The 18,534-nt window shown below is 73.1% G+C and carries 14 protein-coding genes; 9 read left to right on the top strand and 5 right to left on the bottom strand.

Translation table 11 applies throughout. The features are described 5' to 3' along the window. Positions 1 to 22: 22 nt before the first annotated feature. The 3 genes from IRQ30_RS08795 (at position 23) to IRQ30_RS08785 (ending at position 2,186) form a co-directional block, all read left to right on the top strand. On the top strand, positions 23 to 733 hold the full coding sequence (locus IRQ30_RS08795) for a GAF and ANTAR domain-containing protein (RefSeq protein ID WP_193612550.1): 711 nt from the start codon (positions 23 to 25) through the stop codon (positions 731 to 733). A 106-nt stretch (positions 734 to 839) separates the two neighbouring features. Continuing rightward, positions 840 to 1,607: a PAQR family membrane homeostasis protein TrhA gene (gene trhA / locus IRQ30_RS08790; protein ID WP_193612549.1), complete on the top strand. Its 768-nt coding sequence runs from the start codon at positions 840 to 842 to the stop codon at positions 1,605 to 1,607. Between the two features lie 6 nt (positions 1,608 to 1,613). Next, a complete protein-coding gene (locus IRQ30_RS08785) occupies positions 1,614 to 2,186 on the top strand; it encodes a sigma-70 family RNA polymerase sigma factor (protein WP_193612548.1) in 573 nt (190 codons plus the stop codon). Positions 2,187 to 2,201: 15 nt separating this feature from the next. Here the strand turns inward: IRQ30_RS08785 and IRQ30_RS08780 are convergent, their stop codons facing one another. Next, entirely contained in the window at positions 2,202 to 2,906 is a 705-nt protein-coding gene (locus IRQ30_RS08780) for a pirin family protein (RefSeq protein WP_193612547.1), read from the bottom strand. Positions 2,907 to 2,921: 15 nt separating this feature from the next. Here IRQ30_RS08780 and IRQ30_RS08775 point away from each other — a divergent pair, with 15 nt between their 5' ends. The 3 genes from IRQ30_RS08775 (at position 2,922) to IRQ30_RS08765 (ending at position 5,228) form a co-directional block, all read left to right on the top strand. After that, on the top strand, positions 2,922 to 4,271 hold the full coding sequence (locus tag IRQ30_RS08775) for a GH1 family beta-glucosidase (RefSeq protein ID WP_193612546.1): 1,350 nt from the start codon (positions 2,922 to 2,924) through the stop codon (positions 4,269 to 4,271). Between the two features lie 64 nt (positions 4,272 to 4,335). Then, the gene (locus tag IRQ30_RS08770; protein ID WP_193612545.1) at positions 4,336 to 5,004 is read left to right on the top strand and encodes a DUF2975 domain-containing protein; all 669 of its coding nucleotides are present in this window, start codon (positions 4,336 to 4,338) and stop codon (positions 5,002 to 5,004) included. Next, positions 5,001 to 5,228 carry a helix-turn-helix domain-containing protein gene (locus IRQ30_RS08765; RefSeq protein WP_193612544.1) on the top strand — a complete coding sequence of 76 codons (228 nt, stop codon included), beginning with the start codon at positions 5,001 to 5,003 and terminating at the stop codon, positions 5,226 to 5,228. Before IRQ30_RS08770 ends, IRQ30_RS08765 begins: the two co-directional genes overlap by 4 nt. 18 nt (positions 5,229 to 5,246) lie before the next feature. On the opposite strand, the gene IRQ30_RS08760 is transcribed toward IRQ30_RS08765, so the two are convergent. Then, positions 5,247 to 6,560 carry a nucleotide sugar dehydrogenase gene (locus IRQ30_RS08760; RefSeq protein ID WP_193612543.1) on the bottom strand — a complete coding sequence of 438 codons (1,314 nt, stop codon included), beginning with the start codon at positions 6,558 to 6,560 and terminating at the stop codon, positions 5,247 to 5,249. Positions 6,561 to 6,570: 10 nt separating this feature from the next. Next, positions 6,571 to 7,731 (bottom strand): aminotransferase class I/II-fold pyridoxal phosphate-dependent enzyme, encoded by a 1,161-nt coding sequence (locus IRQ30_RS08755; protein WP_193612542.1) that lies wholly within the window; start codon positions 7,729 to 7,731, stop codon positions 6,571 to 6,573. 139 nt (positions 7,732 to 7,870) lie between these two features. On the opposite strand from IRQ30_RS08755, the gene IRQ30_RS08745 reads away from it, so the two are divergent. Further along, entirely contained in the window at positions 7,871 to 14,128 is a 6,258-nt protein-coding gene (locus tag IRQ30_RS08745) for a metallophosphoesterase (protein ID WP_227467259.1), read from the top strand. Positions 14,129 to 14,160: 32 nt separating this feature from the next. On the opposite strand, the gene IRQ30_RS08740 is transcribed toward IRQ30_RS08745, so the two are convergent. Both IRQ30_RS08740 and IRQ30_RS08735 read right to left on the bottom strand, forming a co-directional pair. After that, entirely contained in the window at positions 14,161 to 16,179 is a 2,019-nt protein-coding gene (locus tag IRQ30_RS08740; protein ID WP_193612541.1) for an oxidoreductase, read from the bottom strand. After that, positions 16,176 to 16,706, bottom strand: coding sequence for a PadR family transcriptional regulator (locus tag IRQ30_RS08735; RefSeq protein WP_193612540.1), 531 nt, complete (start codon positions 16,704 to 16,706; stop codon positions 16,176 to 16,178). The genes IRQ30_RS08740 and IRQ30_RS08735 overlap by 4 nt, the downstream gene beginning before the upstream one ends. 120 nt (positions 16,707 to 16,826) lie before the next feature. Between IRQ30_RS08735 and IRQ30_RS08730 the strand changes: the two genes are divergently transcribed. Both IRQ30_RS08730 and IRQ30_RS08725 read left to right on the top strand, forming a co-directional pair. Next, a complete protein-coding gene (locus tag IRQ30_RS08730; protein ID WP_193612539.1) occupies positions 16,827 to 17,681 on the top strand; it encodes an ABC transporter substrate-binding protein in 855 nt (284 codons plus the stop codon). After that, the gene (locus IRQ30_RS08725; RefSeq protein ID WP_338089631.1) at positions 17,678 to 18,526 is read left to right on the top strand and encodes an amino acid ABC transporter permease; all 849 of its coding nucleotides are present in this window, start codon (positions 17,678 to 17,680) and stop codon (positions 18,524 to 18,526) included. Before IRQ30_RS08730 ends, IRQ30_RS08725 begins: the two co-directional genes overlap by 4 nt. Positions 18,527 to 18,534 lie beyond the last annotated feature (8 nt).

The raw sequence follows: 18,534 nt of genomic DNA, 5'->3' as shown, positions 1-18,534 counted from the left end.
TGACGAAACGTGAGGCTCTCCCATGATCTCTCTGCCCGACCTGTCCGACTTCTTCGTGGACGTGGCCGACACCCTGGTCGACGACTTCGACCTCGTCGACTTCCTCGACCACCTCACGGAGAAGGCCGCCACGGTCAGCGGCGCTGCCGCGGTGGGCCTCGTGCTGTCCGACCACCAGGGCCGGGTGCGCTTCATGGCCGCGAGCAACGAGTCGGGCAAGATGCTCGAGCTCCTGCAGATCCAGAACCATGAGGGCCCCTGCCTCGAGGCCCTGAGCACGGGAGTTCCCGTCGTCAACGCCGATCTCGCCCACGCGGCCGACCGCTGGCCACGGTTCGCGCCGCGCGCTCTCGAGGCGGGATTCCAGTCGGTGCACGCCTTCCCGATGAGGCTGCGCTCCCAGGTGATCGGGGCGCTCAACATCTTCGGGACGCAGGACGCCCGCTTCGAGCCCGACGAGGTCCGCGTCGTCCAGGCCCTGGCAGACGTCGCCACGATCGCGATCATCCAGGAGCGCAACCTCGTCCAGGCCGAGCTCCTGACCGAGCAGCTGCAGGGGGCGCTCAACAGCCGCATCGTGATCGAGCAGGCCAAGGGGGCGCTGGCCCAGGGGGACGGGATCACGACGGCGGAGGCCTTCGACCTCTTGCGCACGCGCGCCCGCCAGGAGCGCCGCCGCCTGGTCGACGTGGCCAGCGAGGTCCTGTCCGACCTGGAGCGCGCCGACAGCTGAGTTTGTCGGCGCGGTCGACGGGTACCGGCCTGCCACATCCGCTGGGAGACCAGCCCTCATCGCCGCCACGCCCCCGGACCCGCGCGTCGCCGTCGGAGTCCGAGCCATGCGACGTTCCCGCCTCACCCCTCCCGCCGCCGGCGGCGACCCCGCGGTCGCACCGGTGGGACAGGCACGGCACGAGCAGGTCGTCGACCAGGTGCTCGACACGCTCGCGGAGGTCAAGCCGCGCCTACGGGGCTGGCTGCACCTCGGCACCGTCCCGCTCGCCCTGGTGGGCGGGGTGGTGCTGGTGCTGCTGTCGCCCGACGACGCCACCCGGGCGGGGTCCGCGGTCTTCACCGCCTCGGCACTGCTGCTGTTCGGGGTCTCCGCCGCCTACCACCGCGGCACCTGGTCTCCGGGCTCCTGGCGGGTGCTGCGCCGGCTGGACCACTGCAACATCTTCGTGCTGATCGCGGGCTCCTGCACGGCGTACGCCCTGCTCCTGCTGGAGGGTCGCGACGCGACCGTCATGATCCTGATCGTCTGGTCGAGCGCGGTCGTCGGCGTGGGCGCGAGGCTCGTGTGGCCAGACGCGCCGCGCTGGCTCTCACCGCCCGTCTACGTCGCCTGCGGGTGGGGCGTGGTCCTGTTCCTGCCCGAGCTGGTCGACGGTGCCCACCGGCTCGAGGGTGACGTCGGGGGCGCCACCGTCCTGCTGCTGGCCGCGGGCGGGCTCCTCTACACCGTGGGCGCCGCGGTCTACGGCTTCCGGCGACCCGACCCCTGGCCGCGGTGGTTCGGCTTCCACGAGGTGTTCCACAGCCTCACCGTGCTGGCGTTCGTGAGCCACTACGCCGGCATCTCCCTGGCGACCTACTCGATGCGCTGAGTCCCCATGACCCTCGACGTGCCACCAGGCATCGACTGCGCGCAGATGCTCGGACTCGCCGCCGGCGGCGACCAGGACGCCTTCGCGGCGGTGTACGACGTGACCATCAACCGCGCCTTCGGCCTCGCGCTGCGCGTCGTGCGCGACCGGGGCCAGGCCGAGGAGGTAGCCCAGGAGGCCTACCTGCACCTGTGGACGCACGCCGCGCGCTTCGACCCCGCGCGGGGCAGCGCGATCTCCTGGATCCTGATGGCCGTCCACGGCGCGGCGGTCAACCGGGTGCGGTCCTCCTCGCGGCGTGCCGAGCGCGAGTCCGTCTACGAGCGCCGCGCGACCGTGCGGCCGTCCGTCTCGGACGACCACACCCACGACGCGGTCGGCGCCTCCCTCGACGGCGCCCGGGTGCGCCTCGCGCTGGCCGGCCTCTCGCCGGTGCAGCGCCAGGCGGTCGAGCTGGCCTACTTCGAGGGACTCAGCCACTCCGAGGTGGCCGCTCGGGCCGGCATCCCGCTGGGTACCGCCAAGACCCGCATCCGCAGCGCGCTGATCAGTCTCCGCGAGCTGATGAAGGAGATATGAGCCCCGGCTCCTCGCTCATCCCGCAAAGGTCCACACCAGCAGCTCGGTGGGGACGGCGGCGGTGACCGAGCGTCCGGACTCGTCGGTGAGCATCAAGGCGTCACCCGCCGAGAGCGGCTCGGCCAGTGAGGACCGGACCAGCGCGCCGGTGGCCACGAAGACGTGCACCAGCGGGGCGTCCGGCAGCGCGAGGACGGTGCCCTCGTCCAGGCGGGCCACCGAGAACGTCGCCCCGGCGACGCCGACGCGCGCAGGGACCGCAGCCGCGCCGTCGCCCGCGGCCATCACCACCAGCTCGTTGCGCGGGAGCGCCACCGGCACCACGTCGTACGACGGCGTCGTGCCGGGCGCGTCGGGGGTCAGCCACACCTGGACGAACCGCGTCGGCCCGTCGGGCGAGGCGTGCTCGGCGTGCGCCACGCCGGAGCCGGCGGAGAGCACGGCGACGCTGCCCGGCTCGACGACCGTCTCCGAGCCACCGGTCTCGTCGCCGTGGGTGAGCGCGCCGGAGACCACCCAGCTGACGATCTCGAGGTCGGCGTGGCGGTGCTGCTCGAAGCCCTGGCCCGAGCCGAGCAGGTGGTCGTCGTGGCACACCATCGGGCCGAACGAGGCGTGCTCGGGGTCGTAGTGCTGGCCGAACGAGAAGGCGTGGTGGGTGGCCCGTCCGGGTGCCCGGTCGGCGAAGCGTGCGGAAGCCCTGCGGATGTTGGCGGTCACGGGCAAGATTGTGCCGTGCCCGACCAGCCGTACCCCCAGCTCCCGCCCGGTTTCCGCTTCGGGACCAGCACCGCGTCGTACCAGATCGAGGGCGCGGCGACCGAGGACGGCCGCGGCCCCAGCGTCTGGGACACCTGGACCCACGAGCCCGGGCACATCAAGGACGGCTCCACCGGCGACGTGGCCTGCGACCACTACCACCGCTACGAGGAGGACGTCGCCCTGATGCAGGGCCTCGGCACCGGCGGCTACCGCTTCTCTATCGCCTGGCCCCGCATCCAGCCCACCGGCTCGGGCAAGCCCAACGAGAAGGGCCTGGACTTCTACGACCGGCTGATCGACACCCTCCTGGCGCACGGCCAGCAGCCGATGGCCACGCTCTTCCACTGGGACCTGCCGCAGGCGCTCGAGGACGACGGCGGTTGGCTCAACCGCGCGACGATCGACCGCTTCGCGGAGTACGCCGCCATCGTCGGCGAGCGCTACGCCGACCGCGTCGAGCACTGGATCCCGGTCAACGAGCCCAACGTCGTCACGATGATGGCCTACGGCGTCGGCATGCACGCGCCCGCGCGCACGCTGATGTTCGACAGCCTGCCGGTCGCCCACCACCTCCTGCTCGGCCACGGTCGCGCCGCGATCGCGCTGCGCGCCGCGGGCGCCACGAGCGTCGGCTGCGCCAACAACCACGCGCCCATGTGGCCCGCCAGCGACGAGCCGGCCGACGTCGGCGCGACCAAGCTGTTCGACGCCATGTGGAACGGCCTCTACCTCGAGCCGATGCTGCTCGGGCGCTATCCCGTCGACCTCCAGCCGCTCCTCGAGGACGTCATCCAGTCCGGCGACATGGCCACGATCCGCCAGCCCCTCGACTTCTACGGCGTCAACTACTACAACCCGATGCGCATCGGCGCCGCGCCCGAGGACGCCGAGATGCCCTTCGAGTTCCGCGAGCTGCTCGGCTACCCGACGACCGACTTCGGCTGGCCGGTCGTGCCCGACGCCCTGCGCGAGTGGCTGATCATGTTCCGCGCGCGCTTCCGCGCCGCGCTGCCGCCGATCATGATCACCGAGTCCGGCTGCGCCTACAACATGGGCCCCGACGCCGACGGCGTCGTCGACGACCAGCCCCGCATCGACTACCTCGACGCCCACCTCAAGGCCGTCCAGACGGCGATCGAGCGCGGCGTCGACGTGCGCGGCTACTACGCCTGGTCGCTGCTCGACAACTTCGAGTGGTCCGAGGGCTACACCCAGCGCTTCGGCCTGGTCCACGTCGACTACGAGACCCAGCAGCGCACCCCCAAGCGCTCCTACGAGTGGTACGCCGCGATGATCGCCGCCCAGCCGGCCGGCCAGGGCTGACCGCGGCGACTCCGCCGGCGATGGCATATCGTTTCTCGATATCATCGAGGAACGGAGCGGCCCCATGTCGCAGCGTGAGGTCCGCCGGGACCGCAACCCCTTCGGCCCGCTCGAGACCGTGGTCTCCGTGCTGCTCGCCTACCTCTTCCTCGGCCTGGCCGGCACCGCGCTGATCGCGGTCGCGAGCCTCGCGCTGGGGGAGGGCACCAACGTCACCGTGGGCACGATCGGTGACCGAAAGGCGTGCGCGACGGTGGTCAACGAGACGGCACCGGCGACGACGGAGGTCTCGCAGCGCGACCTGCGTCGCGGCGTGGCCGCGGCGCACGCGGAGGAGGTGGAGATCTGTCTCTCCGAGCCGACCCGCTGGCAGAAGACCGCCTCCGCGCTCGAGCCGCTGGGCCTGCTCGTGTTCGTCCTCGGCTCCCTGCTGCTCGTGCGACGGGTGATCGAGGGCGCCCGGCGGTCGGGTCTGTTCACGGAGGTGACGGCCGCGCGGACCCGGCAGCTGGGGTGGTTCCTGCTGGTGATGACGCTCGTGTGGCCGTTCGTGGCCGCGGCGGGGAGGGGCGTCGTGGTCGAGGCGGCGGTGCGCGGTGGGACCTGGACCGGACAACTGTTCCACCCCGGGATCTCGGTGTCGCTCGTGGTGGTGTCGCTGGGCGTGCTGTCGGTCGCCCGGGTGCTTCGGCGCGCGGTGCCGATGCAGGACGAGCTCGACGCCACCGTATGAGCGCCTCAGGACAGGACCACCGCGTGGTGGTGCGTCTCGACGAGTTGCTGCTCGAGCACGGGATGACGCTGACCGAGCTCGCCGACCGCGTGGGCATCACGGTCGTCAACCTCTCGGTGCTCAAGAACGGTCGCGCCCGCGCCGTCCGCTTCAACACCCTCACGGCCATCTGCGACGTCCTCGGCTGCCAGCCGGGGGACCTGCTCCGCGTCGAGCCGCGCTGAGGCGTCGCCGCGCAGCGCTCAGCCGCGCCCGAGCCCGCGCGCGGTCCACCCCGCGGCGCGCCAGGACGGCAGGTCGAGCACGTTGCGGCCGTCCAACAGCTGCTGTCGTCGTACGACGGCGGAGACCTCGGCGATGTCGACGGCCCGGAACTCCGGCCACTCGGTGAGGTGCAGCACCAGGTCGGCGTCGCGTGCGGCGTCGACCGCGGAAGAGACGTAGTCCAGCGTGGGGAAGCGGGCCCGCGCGGTCTCGGTGGCCTGCGGGTCGTAGACGGTCACGTGCGCGCCGCGCACGTGCAGCCGCCCGGCGATCGAGAGGGCCGGGGAGTCGCGGACGTCGTCGCTGTCGGGCTTGAAGGCCGCCCCCCACACGCAGATCCGCGACCGGGTCACGCTGCCGCCGAGCATCGCCGTGGCGATCCGGGCGACCCGCTGCCGCTGGCGCTGGTTGACGTCGTCGACCTGGCGCAGGAAGGCCAGCGCGTCGTCGACGCCGAGCTCGCCGGCGCGGTGCACGAAGGCACGGATGTCCTTGGGCAGGCAGCCGCCGCCGAAGCCGATGCCGGCGTTGAGGAAGCGCCGCCCGATGCGGGCGTCGTGGCCGATCGCGTCGGCGAGGTCCACGACGTCGGCGCCGGCCGCCTCGCAGACCTCGGCCACCGCGTTGATGAAGGAGATCTTGGTGGCCAGGAAGGCGTTGGCGGCGACCTTCACGAGCTCGGCGGTGGCGTAGTCGGTGACGACCAGCGGCGTGCCGGCGTCGAGCAGCGGCGCGTAGAGCTCGCGCAGCACCTTCTCGGCCCTCTCCGTGGCCACGCCCAGCACGATCCGGTCCGGCGCCAGCGTGTCCGCGACCGCGAAGCCCTCGCGCAGGAACTCCGGGTTCCACGCCAGCTCCGCCTCCGCGCCGACGGGCGAGAGCTCGGCGAGCAGCGTGGCCATCCGCTCCGCGGTGCCGACCGGGACGGTCGACTTGCCGACGACGTACGACGGGCCGTCCAGGTACGGCGCCAGCGCGCGCACCGCGGCCTCGACCTGCGAGGTGTCGGCGCCCATGCTCGAGGCCAGCTGCGGCGTGCCGACGCACAGGAAGTGCAGGTCGGCGAAGGCCGCGGCCTCCTCGAAGGAGTCGGTGAACCGCAGGCGGCCGCTCGCCACGTGCTTCGCGAGCAGGTCCTGCAGCCCGGGCTCGTAGAACGGCACCCGCCCGGCCGCGAGCAGCTCCCGCTTGGTGGCGTCGACCTCGACGCCGAGGACGTCGTACCCGAGCTCTGCGAGGCAGGCGGCGTGGGTCGCGCCGAGGTACCCGCAGCCGATGACCGTGGTCTCCACGGCGCCGACGCTAGGAGCGCGAGGTGTCTCCCGCCTCCATCGAGGTGGCCAGCCGGCGAACGATCTCCGTCAACCTGGCGGGCGAGGTGGCGACGTTCAGCCGCACGTGCCCGGCCAGGCCGGGCTGGTAGTCGTGGCCCGGGGCGAGGCGCACGCGGCCGCGCTCGAGCGCGACCGCCGCGGGGTCGTCGTGGCCGTAGGCGCGCAGGTCGAGCCACGCCAGGTACGTCGCCTCGAGCGCGCGCATGCGTGCCTGGGGCAGGTGCTCGGCGAGGAGCTCGCCCAGCAGGTCGCGCTGCGAGGACAGCCGGGCGCGCAGCGCGTCGAGCCACGGGTCGCCGTCGGTGTAGGCGGCCACGGCCGCGATGACGCCGAGGGGGGACCACGAGTCGTTGCGCACCATCGGCACGCCGGCGAGCCGCTCGAAGGTCGCGCGGTCGCCGCTGACGATCTGCGCGCAGCGCAGGCCGGCGACGTTGAAGGCCTTGGAGGCCGCCACGAGCGCGACGGCGTGGTCGGCGGTGCCCTCGACCGAGAGGTAGGGGACGTGCTCGGCGCCCTCGAGCACCAGCCCCGCGTGGATCTCGTCGGAGACCACCCGGGCGCCGTGGCGCACCACCACGTCGCGGACGCCCTCGAGCTCGGCGCGCGTGAAGACCCGGCCCCACGGGTTGTGCGGCTGGGTCAGCAGCAGCGTGCGGGCGCCGTCGGCGAACAGCCGGTCCAGGCGGTCGAGGTCGAGCTCGGCGCGCGGCGCGTCGGGGTCGAGCGGCAGGTCGACCCGCTCCCGTCCGGTCACCTGGGCGAGGTCGAGCTGCGGGGAGTACGCCGGCACCGGCATCACCACGGGACCCGGCTCCGACAGCGCGTCGAGAGCCACGCGCATCCCGGCCGTGACGTCGACCGTCGGGATGACCAGCTCGGGGTCGACCTCGGCGCCGAACTGCCGCCGCGCCCATCCGGCGTACGCCCGGCCGAGCTCGCCGCCGGTGCCCAGCGGCGGGTAGCCGGTGATGCCGTCGGTCACGGCCTGCTGCAGGGCCTCGGCGATCGGCGGCGCCAGCGCGTAGTCCATCTCGGCCACCCACGCGGGCAGCACGTCGGGCTCGACCTCCCCCCACTTCAGCAGCAGGGCACGGCGGGCTTCCTCGTCGGTCAGGTCGCGGATCACCCGGCCGACGGTAGCCGCCGCCCGGGGACCACCACGAACCGCTCGACTGCCGTCCACCTCGCGGCCACACGACGTTCGACCACCGGGACCCCGACCCTGAGACTCTCCGGCCGCCCGTCACAACAGAAGGTGGAACCGGATGCTCTCGAACACCCCGCGGTCGTGCACCACCGGCCGCATCCTGGCCGCCGCACTCTCCCTCGGGGTGCTGGCGACCGGGGGTCCCGTGCTGGCCGCCTCCTCGCAGGCCGCGCCCGCGCGGGCGGCGGCCGAGCTGCCGCCGCTCTTCGTCTCCGAGGTCGTCGCCGACAACGGCAGCCACCAGGTCGCCGGGCGGGCGAGCAGCCAGGACAACTTCGAGTACCTCGAGGTCACCAACACCACCGACGCCGACATCGACCTCGCGACGGCCGGCTACACGCTGCACTACCGCGCCGCCGCGCTGACGGTGGCCGCCGACTCCGTCGCCCCGACCGTCGTCCCGGCCCACGGCACCGCGGTGCTCTGGCTGCGCTACCAGTCCGGCAGCGCCGACGGCTACAGCTCCGGCAGCCCCAACTCCCTGCTCTTCTCCGACACCGACTTCTGGGCCCACTACGGCGTCGCCTCCGACGCCCCGGTCATCCACCTCACCGGCCAGAACGGCATGGCCAACTCCGGCACCGCCCCGCTCCCGGTCAGCATCCAGCGCTCCGGCGCGGTGGTCAGCCGCTCCGCCTACCTGCCCGGCACCGACCAGGGCGCCGGCACCGCCGCCGAGTACGCCGTCCCGGCGGCCGCCACCACGGACGCGACCCTCTACGCCCGCAAGGCCGTGCCGACGCCCGGCGCCGTCGCCGCCCAGCAGCTGACCCCCGGCGCCACCGCCCCCACCGAGGACCCGACGCCCACCCCGACGCCGACGCCCACTCCCACGGACACCCCGTCGCCCACGGACCAGCCCTCGCCGACGGACGCCCCGTCGCCGACGGAGCAGCCGTCGCCCACGGACCAGCCGTCCCCGACCGACAACCCCAGCCCCACCGAGCTGCCGACGGACCCCACGAGCACCCCGCCGAGCGGCCCGGTCGCCGCGCCGTCGCTGATGATCACCGAGGTCAACGTCAACTCCGGCAACATGCCGGCCGCCGACGGGACGTCGGCCGACGCGTGGGAGTTCATCGAGCTGACCAACACGACCGGGACCGCGATCGACCTCACGGCCGCGGGCGTCCAGGTCGTCTACCTCAGCGGCTCGACCCCCAGGACCCTCGCCTACGACCCGGGCACCGTGGTGCCCGCGCGCGGCACCGTCGTGCTGTGGGTGAAGAACAGCAAGTACCGCGACGCGACCGCCACCGGCGGCCCGGACGCCCGCCTCACGGACCAGCAGTTCCGCGACTTCTACGCCGGGCTCGGCGTGACCGGCGACTACCCGCTGGCGCACCTCACCGGTCAGGACGGGCTGAACAACTCCGGCACCTCGATGTACGTCACGCAGGGCGGCACCGAGCTGTCCCGCATCACCTGGACCGCCACGGACGTCGCCTCGGACAGGACCGTCACCTACGGCCGGCCCACCACGGCCGGCAGCACCCAGCTCAGCGTCCACGGCCAGCAGCAGGCCCCGACTCCCGGCACCGTCGACCCGGCCCAGGTGGGGACCCCCACCGAGGAGCCGACCGAGGAGCCCAGCGAGGAGCCCAGCGAGGAGCCCAGCGAGGAGCCCAGCACGCCGGCCGGGAGCACGCCGCCCCTGCTGGTCACCGAGATCGCGCCGGACAACACCGGTGACGACCACTACGAGTTCTTCGAGGTCGCCAACACGACCGACGCCCCGATCGACGTCACCCAGGGCGTGGGCCTCACCTACATCTTCTCGGAGGCCGGCACCAGCGCGAGCGACAAGCCGCTGACGGTCGCCGACTCCAGCGCGACGATCCCCGCCCACGGCGTGGCGCTGTTCTGGCTGCAGTACGCCAGCGGCAACGTCGACAGCTTCGCGCACACCGACGCCGAGTTCCGCGCGGCCGTGGGTGCCGCCCCGGACGCACTCGTCTACCACGTCACCGGCCAGAGCGGCATGGCCAACGGCGGCCCGCGCGGCGTCCGCGTCGACCAGGCCGGCTCCGCCGTCTCCTGGTCGCTCTACCCGGCGCGCACCGCCACGCCGAACGCCTCGACCCACTTCGGCGTCCCGGCCACGGGCAAGCTCGCCCGCGTCCACGCCGACCTCGCGCCGTACACCGCCGGCACCGTCGAGGCCGCCCAGCTCACGGCACCCGACCCGGACCCGACCGAGGAGCCCACGGAGGAGCCGACCGAGGAGCCGGAAGGCCCCCGCGTCCCGGTGCAGGGCCCGCCGCCCGCCGCGGACCCCGCGCTCGACGCCCCGCTGCTCCAGGTGACCGAGGTCGCCCCCGACACCGCCAACGTCGGCAGCGCCGACGGCTACGAGTTCGTCGAGGTCTACAACGCCTCCGACGAGCCCGTGAGCTTCGCCGACTTCACGATCAACTACCTCTACATCGACGCCAGCGGCGTCACGACCAACAGCGCGCTGTGGCCCGCAGTGCCCGCAGACCCGGTCATCCAGCCCGGTCGCACCCTGGTCCTGTGGGTCAAGAACCCGCAGAACGCCGCGCTCACGGCGGCCGACTTCAACGCCCACTTCGGCGCCCGCCTCACCGCGGGCGAGGACCTCGTCGAGATCACCTCGGCCGGCATGTCCAACGCCGGCCTGCGCGGCATCCAGGTGATGACCAACAGCGGGTACGACGTCAGCCGGGCCCACTACCTGACCGACGCCGACACCGTGGCCGACCAGCCGCTGCAGTACCGCTGGGACTCCGGGACCCTCCAGACCCGTGTCGGCACCGGGACCGCGACGCCCGGCTACGCGGCCCCCGACCAGGTCCCGGCCGGTCTCGTGGCCACGCCCGACGACGCGCTCGCCCCGGCGATCACCGACCTCACCGGCGGCACCGAGACCCCCGACACCGAGGACCTCGCGCTGGAGTTCGGCGTCACCGACGCCCAGCAGGTCCGCACGGTGGCGCTGACCATCGGCACCGACGTCGACGAGCCGGTCACCCGCTACCTCCGGTTCGCCGCGCCCGACCGCTACGCCTACTCCGTGCCGGCCGTCGACCTCTACGGCAAGCGCTGGGTGGAGTACACCGTCACCACCTCCGACGGCACCAACACCAGCACGCTGGGCCCGAAGCGCATCGAGCTCGCCGAGGCCGAGCCCGCGCCCGTGCGGCTCAACGTCAAGGAGGGCGATTACGTCGGCGGGACGACGCGGCTCGCGGCGACCACCGCCGACGACCCGGCAGCGCTGCGCCTGGCCGTCGACGGCCAGCAGGTCCCGGCGCCGGTCCCGGCGCTCGAGGGTGCCCCGATCTTCGCCTTCGAGGCCACCAACACCGACGCGTTCTTCCGCAACGGCGTCCGCATGGGCGAGGACGTCCTGACCGTCTTCGACGAGGGCTTCTACGAGCGGATCGAGACCGTCACCGCGACGGTGCCGGTCGAGAAGGTCGTCAAGGGCCAGGCGCTCACGGTCGGCATCTACGCCGGCACCAAGGCGTTCCCGCAGCCCGACCCGAACGAGAACAACGACGACTTCTCGGCGCTCAACCTGCGCCTGGCCCTGCCGGACGGTCGCGTGCTGCGACCGGCCACCTGTGGCGGCGCCGGCGAGGGACAGGAGCCGACGGTGCGCGCCTGCCCCGACCCGGCGACCCGGATCGGCTTCGCCGACGCCACGCAGGTCTACTTCACCGCCACGTTCACCATCCCCGACGACGCCTTCGACTCGCTGGCCCACCAGTGGGACACCACCACCGTGGCCGACGGGCCGCACACGGTCACCGCGGCCACGGACGCGGTCGGCGTGAGCCGCACCGTCGTCGTCGACAACACCTCCCCGGTGGTGGCGCCCACGCTCACCGACGGCGCTCGCCTCCGCGGGCCGTTCACGATCGACGCCACCGCGACCGACGCCGGCGCCGGCCTGGGCGACGGCGGGGTCACCGCGACCCTCGACGGCGAGCCGATCACGCTGCCGCACGCCACGGGCTCGCTGCGGCTGACCCCCGGCGAGCACGTGGCGGTCTTCACGGCGCGCGACCGGGTCGGCAACGAGACGACCCGCTCGGTCACGTTCACGACGACCGACGAGCGGCCCGACACCGAGCTGGGCGGCCCCGGCGACGGGGAGACCGTCACGGCCGGCGGCGTCCGGCTGAGCGCCACCGCGTCCTCGCCCGAGGGCGACGAGCTGACGATGGCCTTCCGCGAGGGCGACACGTTCGTGCCCACCGACGCCGAGGTCAGCGCGTACGACGGCACGACCGGTCACGCGCTCGGGGCCGACCGCGGCGACAAGGTGGTCCTCACCGACGCCCAGCTCGCCCAGGTCGCGAGCACCGACGGCATCGAGCACGAGGTGTCGTCCCAGACCGAGCTGCCCTACCAGCTGTTCACGGTGGCCGTGCCGGCCGACGCCGGTGCGGACGCGCAGGCGCGGCTGCGCTGGACCGGCTCGGCCAACGCCGGGGCCAAGGTGCTGCTCTACGTGCAGGACTCGGCCGGCGCCGGCTGGGAGGAGGTCGCCCGCAAGGTCACGACCGACAGCGAGCCCTTCACCCTGGAGACCACGGTCCCCACGGCCGGCCGCACGGCGGGCGGCCGGATGACGGTGCTGGTGCAGCACTCCGAGGGCTTCGCGGGCGAGGTCCGCTCGACGCGGGCCAGCACCCCGGCGCCGTACTCCACCAAGGGCGTCACGCCCCGGTCGGCGTACGACTTCACGATCGGCTGGGAGTCGGACACGCAGTACTACAACGAGACCGACGACTTCTACAAGCACCAGGTCGCGATCAACCAGTTCTTCCTCGACCAGCGCGACGAGCTGAACCTGCAGTACGTCATCCACACCGGCGACATCGTCAACGTGTCGTCGCAGCAGCGTCAGTGGGAGAAGGCGGACGCGGCCTACGACAAGCTCGACGCGGCCGGTCTGCCCTACGGCGTGCTGGCCGGCAACCACGACGTCGGGCACCACGACGAGGACTACGAGGCCTTCGGTCAGTGGTTCGGCGAGGCCCGCTACGCCGGCAACCCCTGGTACGGCCAGTCGTACCAGAACAACCGGGGCCACTACGACCTCGTGAGCGCCAACGGCGTCGACTTCCTGATGCTGTCGATGGGCTGGGGCGCGGGTGACGCGGAGATCGCCTGGATGAACCAGGTGATCGCCCGCTACCCCGAGCGCAAGGTGTGGGTGAACCTTCACGAGTTCATGCTCACCACCGGCGGGCTCGGCCCGATCCCGCAGCGGATCATGGACGAGGTCGTGGCGCCCAACCCCAACGTCTTCGCGGTCTCGTCGGGTCACTACCACGACGCCTACACCCGCACCGACGAGTTCGACGACGACGGCGACGGCGTCGCCGACCGCACCGTCCACTCGATGCTGTTCGACTACCAGGGCCTGCCCGAGGGCGGCCTGGGCTACCTGCGGCTGCTCCACTTCGACAACCAGGGCGAGCGGATCATCGTGCGCACCTACTCGCCGTCGCTGGACGACTTCGACTCCGAGGACCCCTCCCTGGACCTGCAGCACCAGGAGTTCGAGATCCCCTACGCCGCCGCCGGCATCGACGCGACGACCAAGACGCTGGCGACCGACGGCTTCCGCGCCGACGTCCTCACCAGCCGCGAGATCGCGGTGCTCAAGGGCGTGCCGTCCGGCGAGACGCGCACGGTCGACTGGGACGTCGCCCCGGGCGAGCACGGGTGGTTCGTCGAGACGACGAACCCCTTCGGCGGCGTCGACGTCTCCGAGGTCCGCAACGTGACGGTCGCCGCTCCGGGCGCACCTGAGGCCGGCGTCCCGTCCGTGCGCGGCGTGGTGCGCGTCGGCGAGACCCTCACCGCGACGCCGGGCACCTGGCCGGCCGGCACGACGCTGACGTACCAGTGGCTCGCCGGCGGGCAGCCCGTCCGCGGCGCCACGGGCCGCACCTTCGTGGTGCCCCCGGCGCTGGTCGGTCGCAAGCTGTCGGTGACGGTCACGGGCACCCGCCCGTACTCGCCGCCCAGCAGCGCGACGTCGCAGGCCGCCACCGTCGCCCCGGGACGTCTGACCGGGCGGCGACCGGTGGTCGCCGGAGCCGCGAAGGTCGGCCGCCGGCTGACCGTCCGGCCCGGGACCTGGAGCCCGCGACCGGTGCGGCTGCGCGTCCAGTGGTACGTCGCCGGCCGGGCCGTCCGCGGCGCCGACGGCACGTCGTTCCGCCTCCGGAAGGCCCACGCCGGCAAGCGGGTCACCGTCCGCGTCACCGGCACCAGGCCCGGCTACGCAGCGCTCACCCAGCGCAGCGCGGCCACCCGGGCGGTGCGGCGGTAGGGGCGGGTCCCAGAGCGAGTCCCAAGCAGGCCTCAGAGCGACGCGGCCACCCTCGTCCCCTGCTCGATCGCGCGCTTGGCGTCGAGCTCGGCGGCGACGTCGGCGCCACCGACCAGGTGCACCGACGACGGCCGCGTCGCCACGAGCTCGTCGTACAGGTCGCGCACCGACTCCTGGCCGGCGCACAGCACCACGTGGTCGACGTCGAGCACCGAGCCGACGCCGTCGACCGTGAGGTGCAGGCCGGCGTCGTCGACGCGGTCGTACGTCGCCCCGGAGACCTGGGTGACGCCCGACTGCTTGAGCACGGCGCGGTGCGCCCAGCCGGAGGTCTTGCCCAGGCCGATGCCGATCGGCGTCGTCTTGCGCTGGATCAGCGTCACCTCGCGCAGCGCCGTGCGCGGCTTGCGCTCGGTCAGGCCGCCGGGGTGCAGAGTGGGGTCGCCGACGCCCCAGTGCGACATCCAGTCGTCGAGGTCCTCGGAGCGGTCGTGGGTCAGCCACACGCTGACGTCGACGCCGATGCCGCCCGCGCCGACGACGGCCACCCGTCGTCCGGGCACGACCGCACCCGACAGCACGTCGGCGTAGGAGACGACCGAGGGGTGGTCGACCCCGTCGAACGACGGCACCCGCGGCACGACACCGGTGGCGACCACGACCTCGTCGTACGCCGCCAGGTCGGCCACCCCGGCGGCCGCGCCGAGGCGCACGTCGACGCCCAGCACCTCCAGCCGGCGGGCGTAGTAGCGCAGCGTGTCGGCGAAGTCCTCCTTGCCCGGCACGGCCATCGCCAGCCGGAACTGGCCGCCCAGCGACGCGGACCGCTCGAACAGCGTGACCGCGAAGCCGCGCTCCGCCGCCGAGACCGCCGTGGCCAGCCCGGCGGGGCCGGCCCCCACCACGGCGACCGAGGCCGTGCGCCGGGTCGGGCCCAGGGTCAGCGTCAGCTCGCGGCCGGCGCGGGGGTTGACCAGGCAGGAGGCCTTGCGGTTCTCGAAGACGTGGTCGAGGCAGGCCTGGTTGCAGGCGATGCAGGTGTTGATCTCGTCGGCGCGGCCGGCGCCGGCCTTGGCGACGAAGTCCGGGTCGGCCAGCAGGGGCCGGGCCATCGACACCAGGTCGGCCTCGCCGGCGGCGAGGATCGACTCCGCCAGCTCGGGGGTGTTGATGCGGTTGGAGGCGCAGACCGGCACCGAGACCGCGGCCTTGAGCCGGGCGGTCGCGGAGCGCCAGGCGCCGCGCGGCACCTGGGTGATGATCGTCGGGACCCGCGCCTCGTGCCAGCCGATGCCGGTGTTGAGCACGGTCACGCCGGCCTCCTCGAGCAGCCCGGCGAGCTCCACCACCTCCTCCCAGCTCTGCCCGCCCTCGACGAGGTCCAGCAGCGAGATCCGGTACAGGATCGGCAGCTCGCCGCCCACCAGCTCGCGGGAGCGGCGGACGACCTCGACGGGGAAGCGCATCCGCTTCGCGGCCGAGCCGCCCCACGCGTCGGTGCGGTCGTTGGTGCGTGCCGCCAGGAACTGGTTGATGAGGTAGCCCTCGGAGCCCATGATCTCCACGGCGTCGTAGCCGGCCTTCACCGCGAGCGCCACCGACCGCGCGAAGTCGGTGGCGGTCCGGTCGACCGCGCGCGTCGACAGCGCGCTCGGGCGGAACGGCGTGATGGGCGACTTCCGGGCCGACGCCGAGACGCTGAACGGGTGATAGCCGTAGCGGCCCGCGTGCAGCACCTGCATCGCGATCGCGCCGCCCTCCTCGTGCACGGCGGCGGTCACGTCGCGGTGCCGCATCGCCTGCAGCCGCGTGGTCATCTCGGCGGCCAGCGGCTTGAGCCAGCCGCGCCTGTTGGGCGCGTAGCCGCCGGTCACGATCAGCCCGACCCCGCCGCGCGCCCGCTCCGCGAGGTACGCCGCCAGGTCGGGCAGGTCGCGCCGGGAGTCCTCGAGGCCGGTGTGCATGGAGCCCATGACCACCCGGTTGCGGAGCTCGAGCGAGCCGAGCGTGATCGGCGACAGGAGGTGGGGGTAGGGCGAGGGTGCGGTCATGCGTGGGCCTCCAGGTACTCGGTCAGCCACGTCACCCAGGTCTCCTCGGTGAGGATCCCGCCGCGCAGCACGAGGTAGTGGTCGAGGTCGAGGCCGGTCAGGGCCGCCGGCCGGGGGTAGTCGCGTCGCATCAGCGACCGGTAGTGCTCGAGCCGCAGCTGGTGGTCGGCGAGGTTGGCGCGCACGACGTCCAGGACCGCCTCGCGGTCGCCGAACGACGCCCCGCGCATCTTCACCGCGAGGTCGCTGCGCAGCGCGTGCGTGGGGGTCGGCTCGGCCAGCCAGGCGGCGAGCGCGTCCGCACCGGCCGGCGTGACGTCGTACACCTTCTTGTCGGGCTTGCCGGTCTGCGCCACCTCGGTGGCCACCAGCCAGCCGTCGGCCTCCATGCGCGCCAGGACCCGGTAGATCTGCTGGTGGGTGGCGCTCCAGAAGAAGCCGATCGAGCGGCCGAAGCGACGGGCCAGGTCGAGCCCGCTCGCGGGCTGCTCGCGCAGCGCGACGAGGAGGGCGTGCTCGAGGGCCATGACCGGGAGCCTGACAGACCTATGCAACGAGTTGCAAGCATGCGTGGCGCGGGTCACGCGGCCCGGTCCACCGTGGACGACCCGGTCGGCGGCGGCCCCGCGCGGCCCTACGATTTCCCCATGCGCCTGCGTCGTACCGCCCTCGCCGTCCTCCCCGTGCTCGTCGCCGCGATCGCCTGCGCGCCCGCCGACGAGGACGACGACAGCGGCGCCGCCACGGCCTCCTGCGAGAAGGGCGACCTGCCGCTGACCCAGGAGGGCACGCTCACGGTCGGCACCGACTCCCCGGCGTTCTCGCCGTGGTTCGTCGACGAGGACCCCACCAACGGCGAGGGCTTCGAGTCGGCGGTGGCCTACGCGGTCGCCGACGAGCTCGGCTTCACGCCCGAGGAGGTCACCTGGGTGACGGTGCCGTTCAACACCTCCTTCGCGCCGGGTGAGAAGAACTTCGACTTCGACATCAACCAGATCTCGATCACCGACGAGCGCAAGCAGGTCGTCGACTTCTCCGACGGCTACTACTCCGCCTCGCAGGCCGTCGTGGCGCTGGACGGCAGCCCCGTCTCCGAGGTCACCACGGTGGCCGAGCTGGCCGACTACAACCTCGGCGCCCAGACGGCGACCACCTCGCTCAAGGCCATCCGCGACGTCGTCAAGCCCGACCAGAAGCCGGCCGTCTTCGAGGACACCGTCGCGGCCAAGAACGCGCTCCTCAACGGCCAGACCGACGCGATCCTGGCCGACCTTCCGACGGCGTTCTACATCAGCGCCGCCGAGATCCCCGGCAGCAAGCTCGTGGGCCAGTTCCAGCCCGAGACCGGCGACCAGGAGGAGTTCGGGATGCTCTTCGAGAAGGGCAGCGACCTGGTGCCGTGCGTCAACGAGGCCCTCGCCACGCTGACCGAGAACGGCACCCTCGCCGAGATCGAGCAGAAGTGGCTGTCCGACGTGGTGGACGTCCCCGAGCTCCAGTGACCGACTGGCAGCCGAGCGACCGCGAGCTGGAGCGTCGCCGCGTACGACGCCAGCAGCGCACCCGCTCCCTGCTGGTCGCCTCCGGCGCGATCGCGCTGGTCCTCGCCGGCCTCGTGACGGTGCTCCTCAGCGCCCCCGGGTGGGACCGCTTCCGCGAGACCTTCTTCGACTGGGGCTACGCCAAGGACGCCCTGCCCGACATCCGCGACGGCTTCTGGCTCAACGTCAAGCTCTTCCTCATCTGCGAGGTCGCGATCCTCGCGCTCGGTCTCGCCGTCGCGCTGGCGCGCACCTCCCGCAGCCCGCTGCTCGCGCCGTTCCGGCTGCTGGCCGTGGTCTACGTCGACATCTTCCGCGGCGTCCCCACCGTGCTGCTGATCCTGATGCTCGGCTTCGGCGTCCCCGCCCTGCGCCTGGAGGGCCTCACCGACGACCGCTACGTGTGGGCCGGGGTCGCGCTGGTGCTGTCCTACGGCGCCTACGTCGCCGAGGTGTTCCGCTCCGGCATCGAGTCGATCCACCCCTCGCAGGTGATGAGCGCCGAGGCGCTGGCGCTCAGCCGGACCCAGACGATGCGCTTCGTCGTGGTGCCCCAGGCCGTGCGCCGGGTGGCCCCGCCGCTGCTCAACGACTTCGTCTCGCTGCAGAAGGACACCGCGCTGGTCTCGGTCGTCGGCGTGTTCGACGCCGTCTTCGCCGCGCGCGACACCACCGGCTACACGTTCAACTACACGCCGTACGTCGTGGTCTCGGTCTTCTTCATCGCGATCACCATCCCTCTGGCGCGTCTCACCGACTGGCTGGGCCGGCGCGCCCTCGAGCGCGAGCGCGCAGGCGTTCGATGAAGGGAGTC

It is taken from the genome of Nocardioides lijunqiniae (assembly GCF_015024225.1).
GTDB classification, from domain to species: Bacteria; Actinomycetota; Actinomycetes; order Propionibacteriales; family Nocardioidaceae; genus Nocardioides; species Nocardioides lijunqiniae.
The sequence above is the reverse complement of the archived record's forward strand: the minus strand, read 5'-3'. Positions and strand labels throughout refer to the sequence as shown.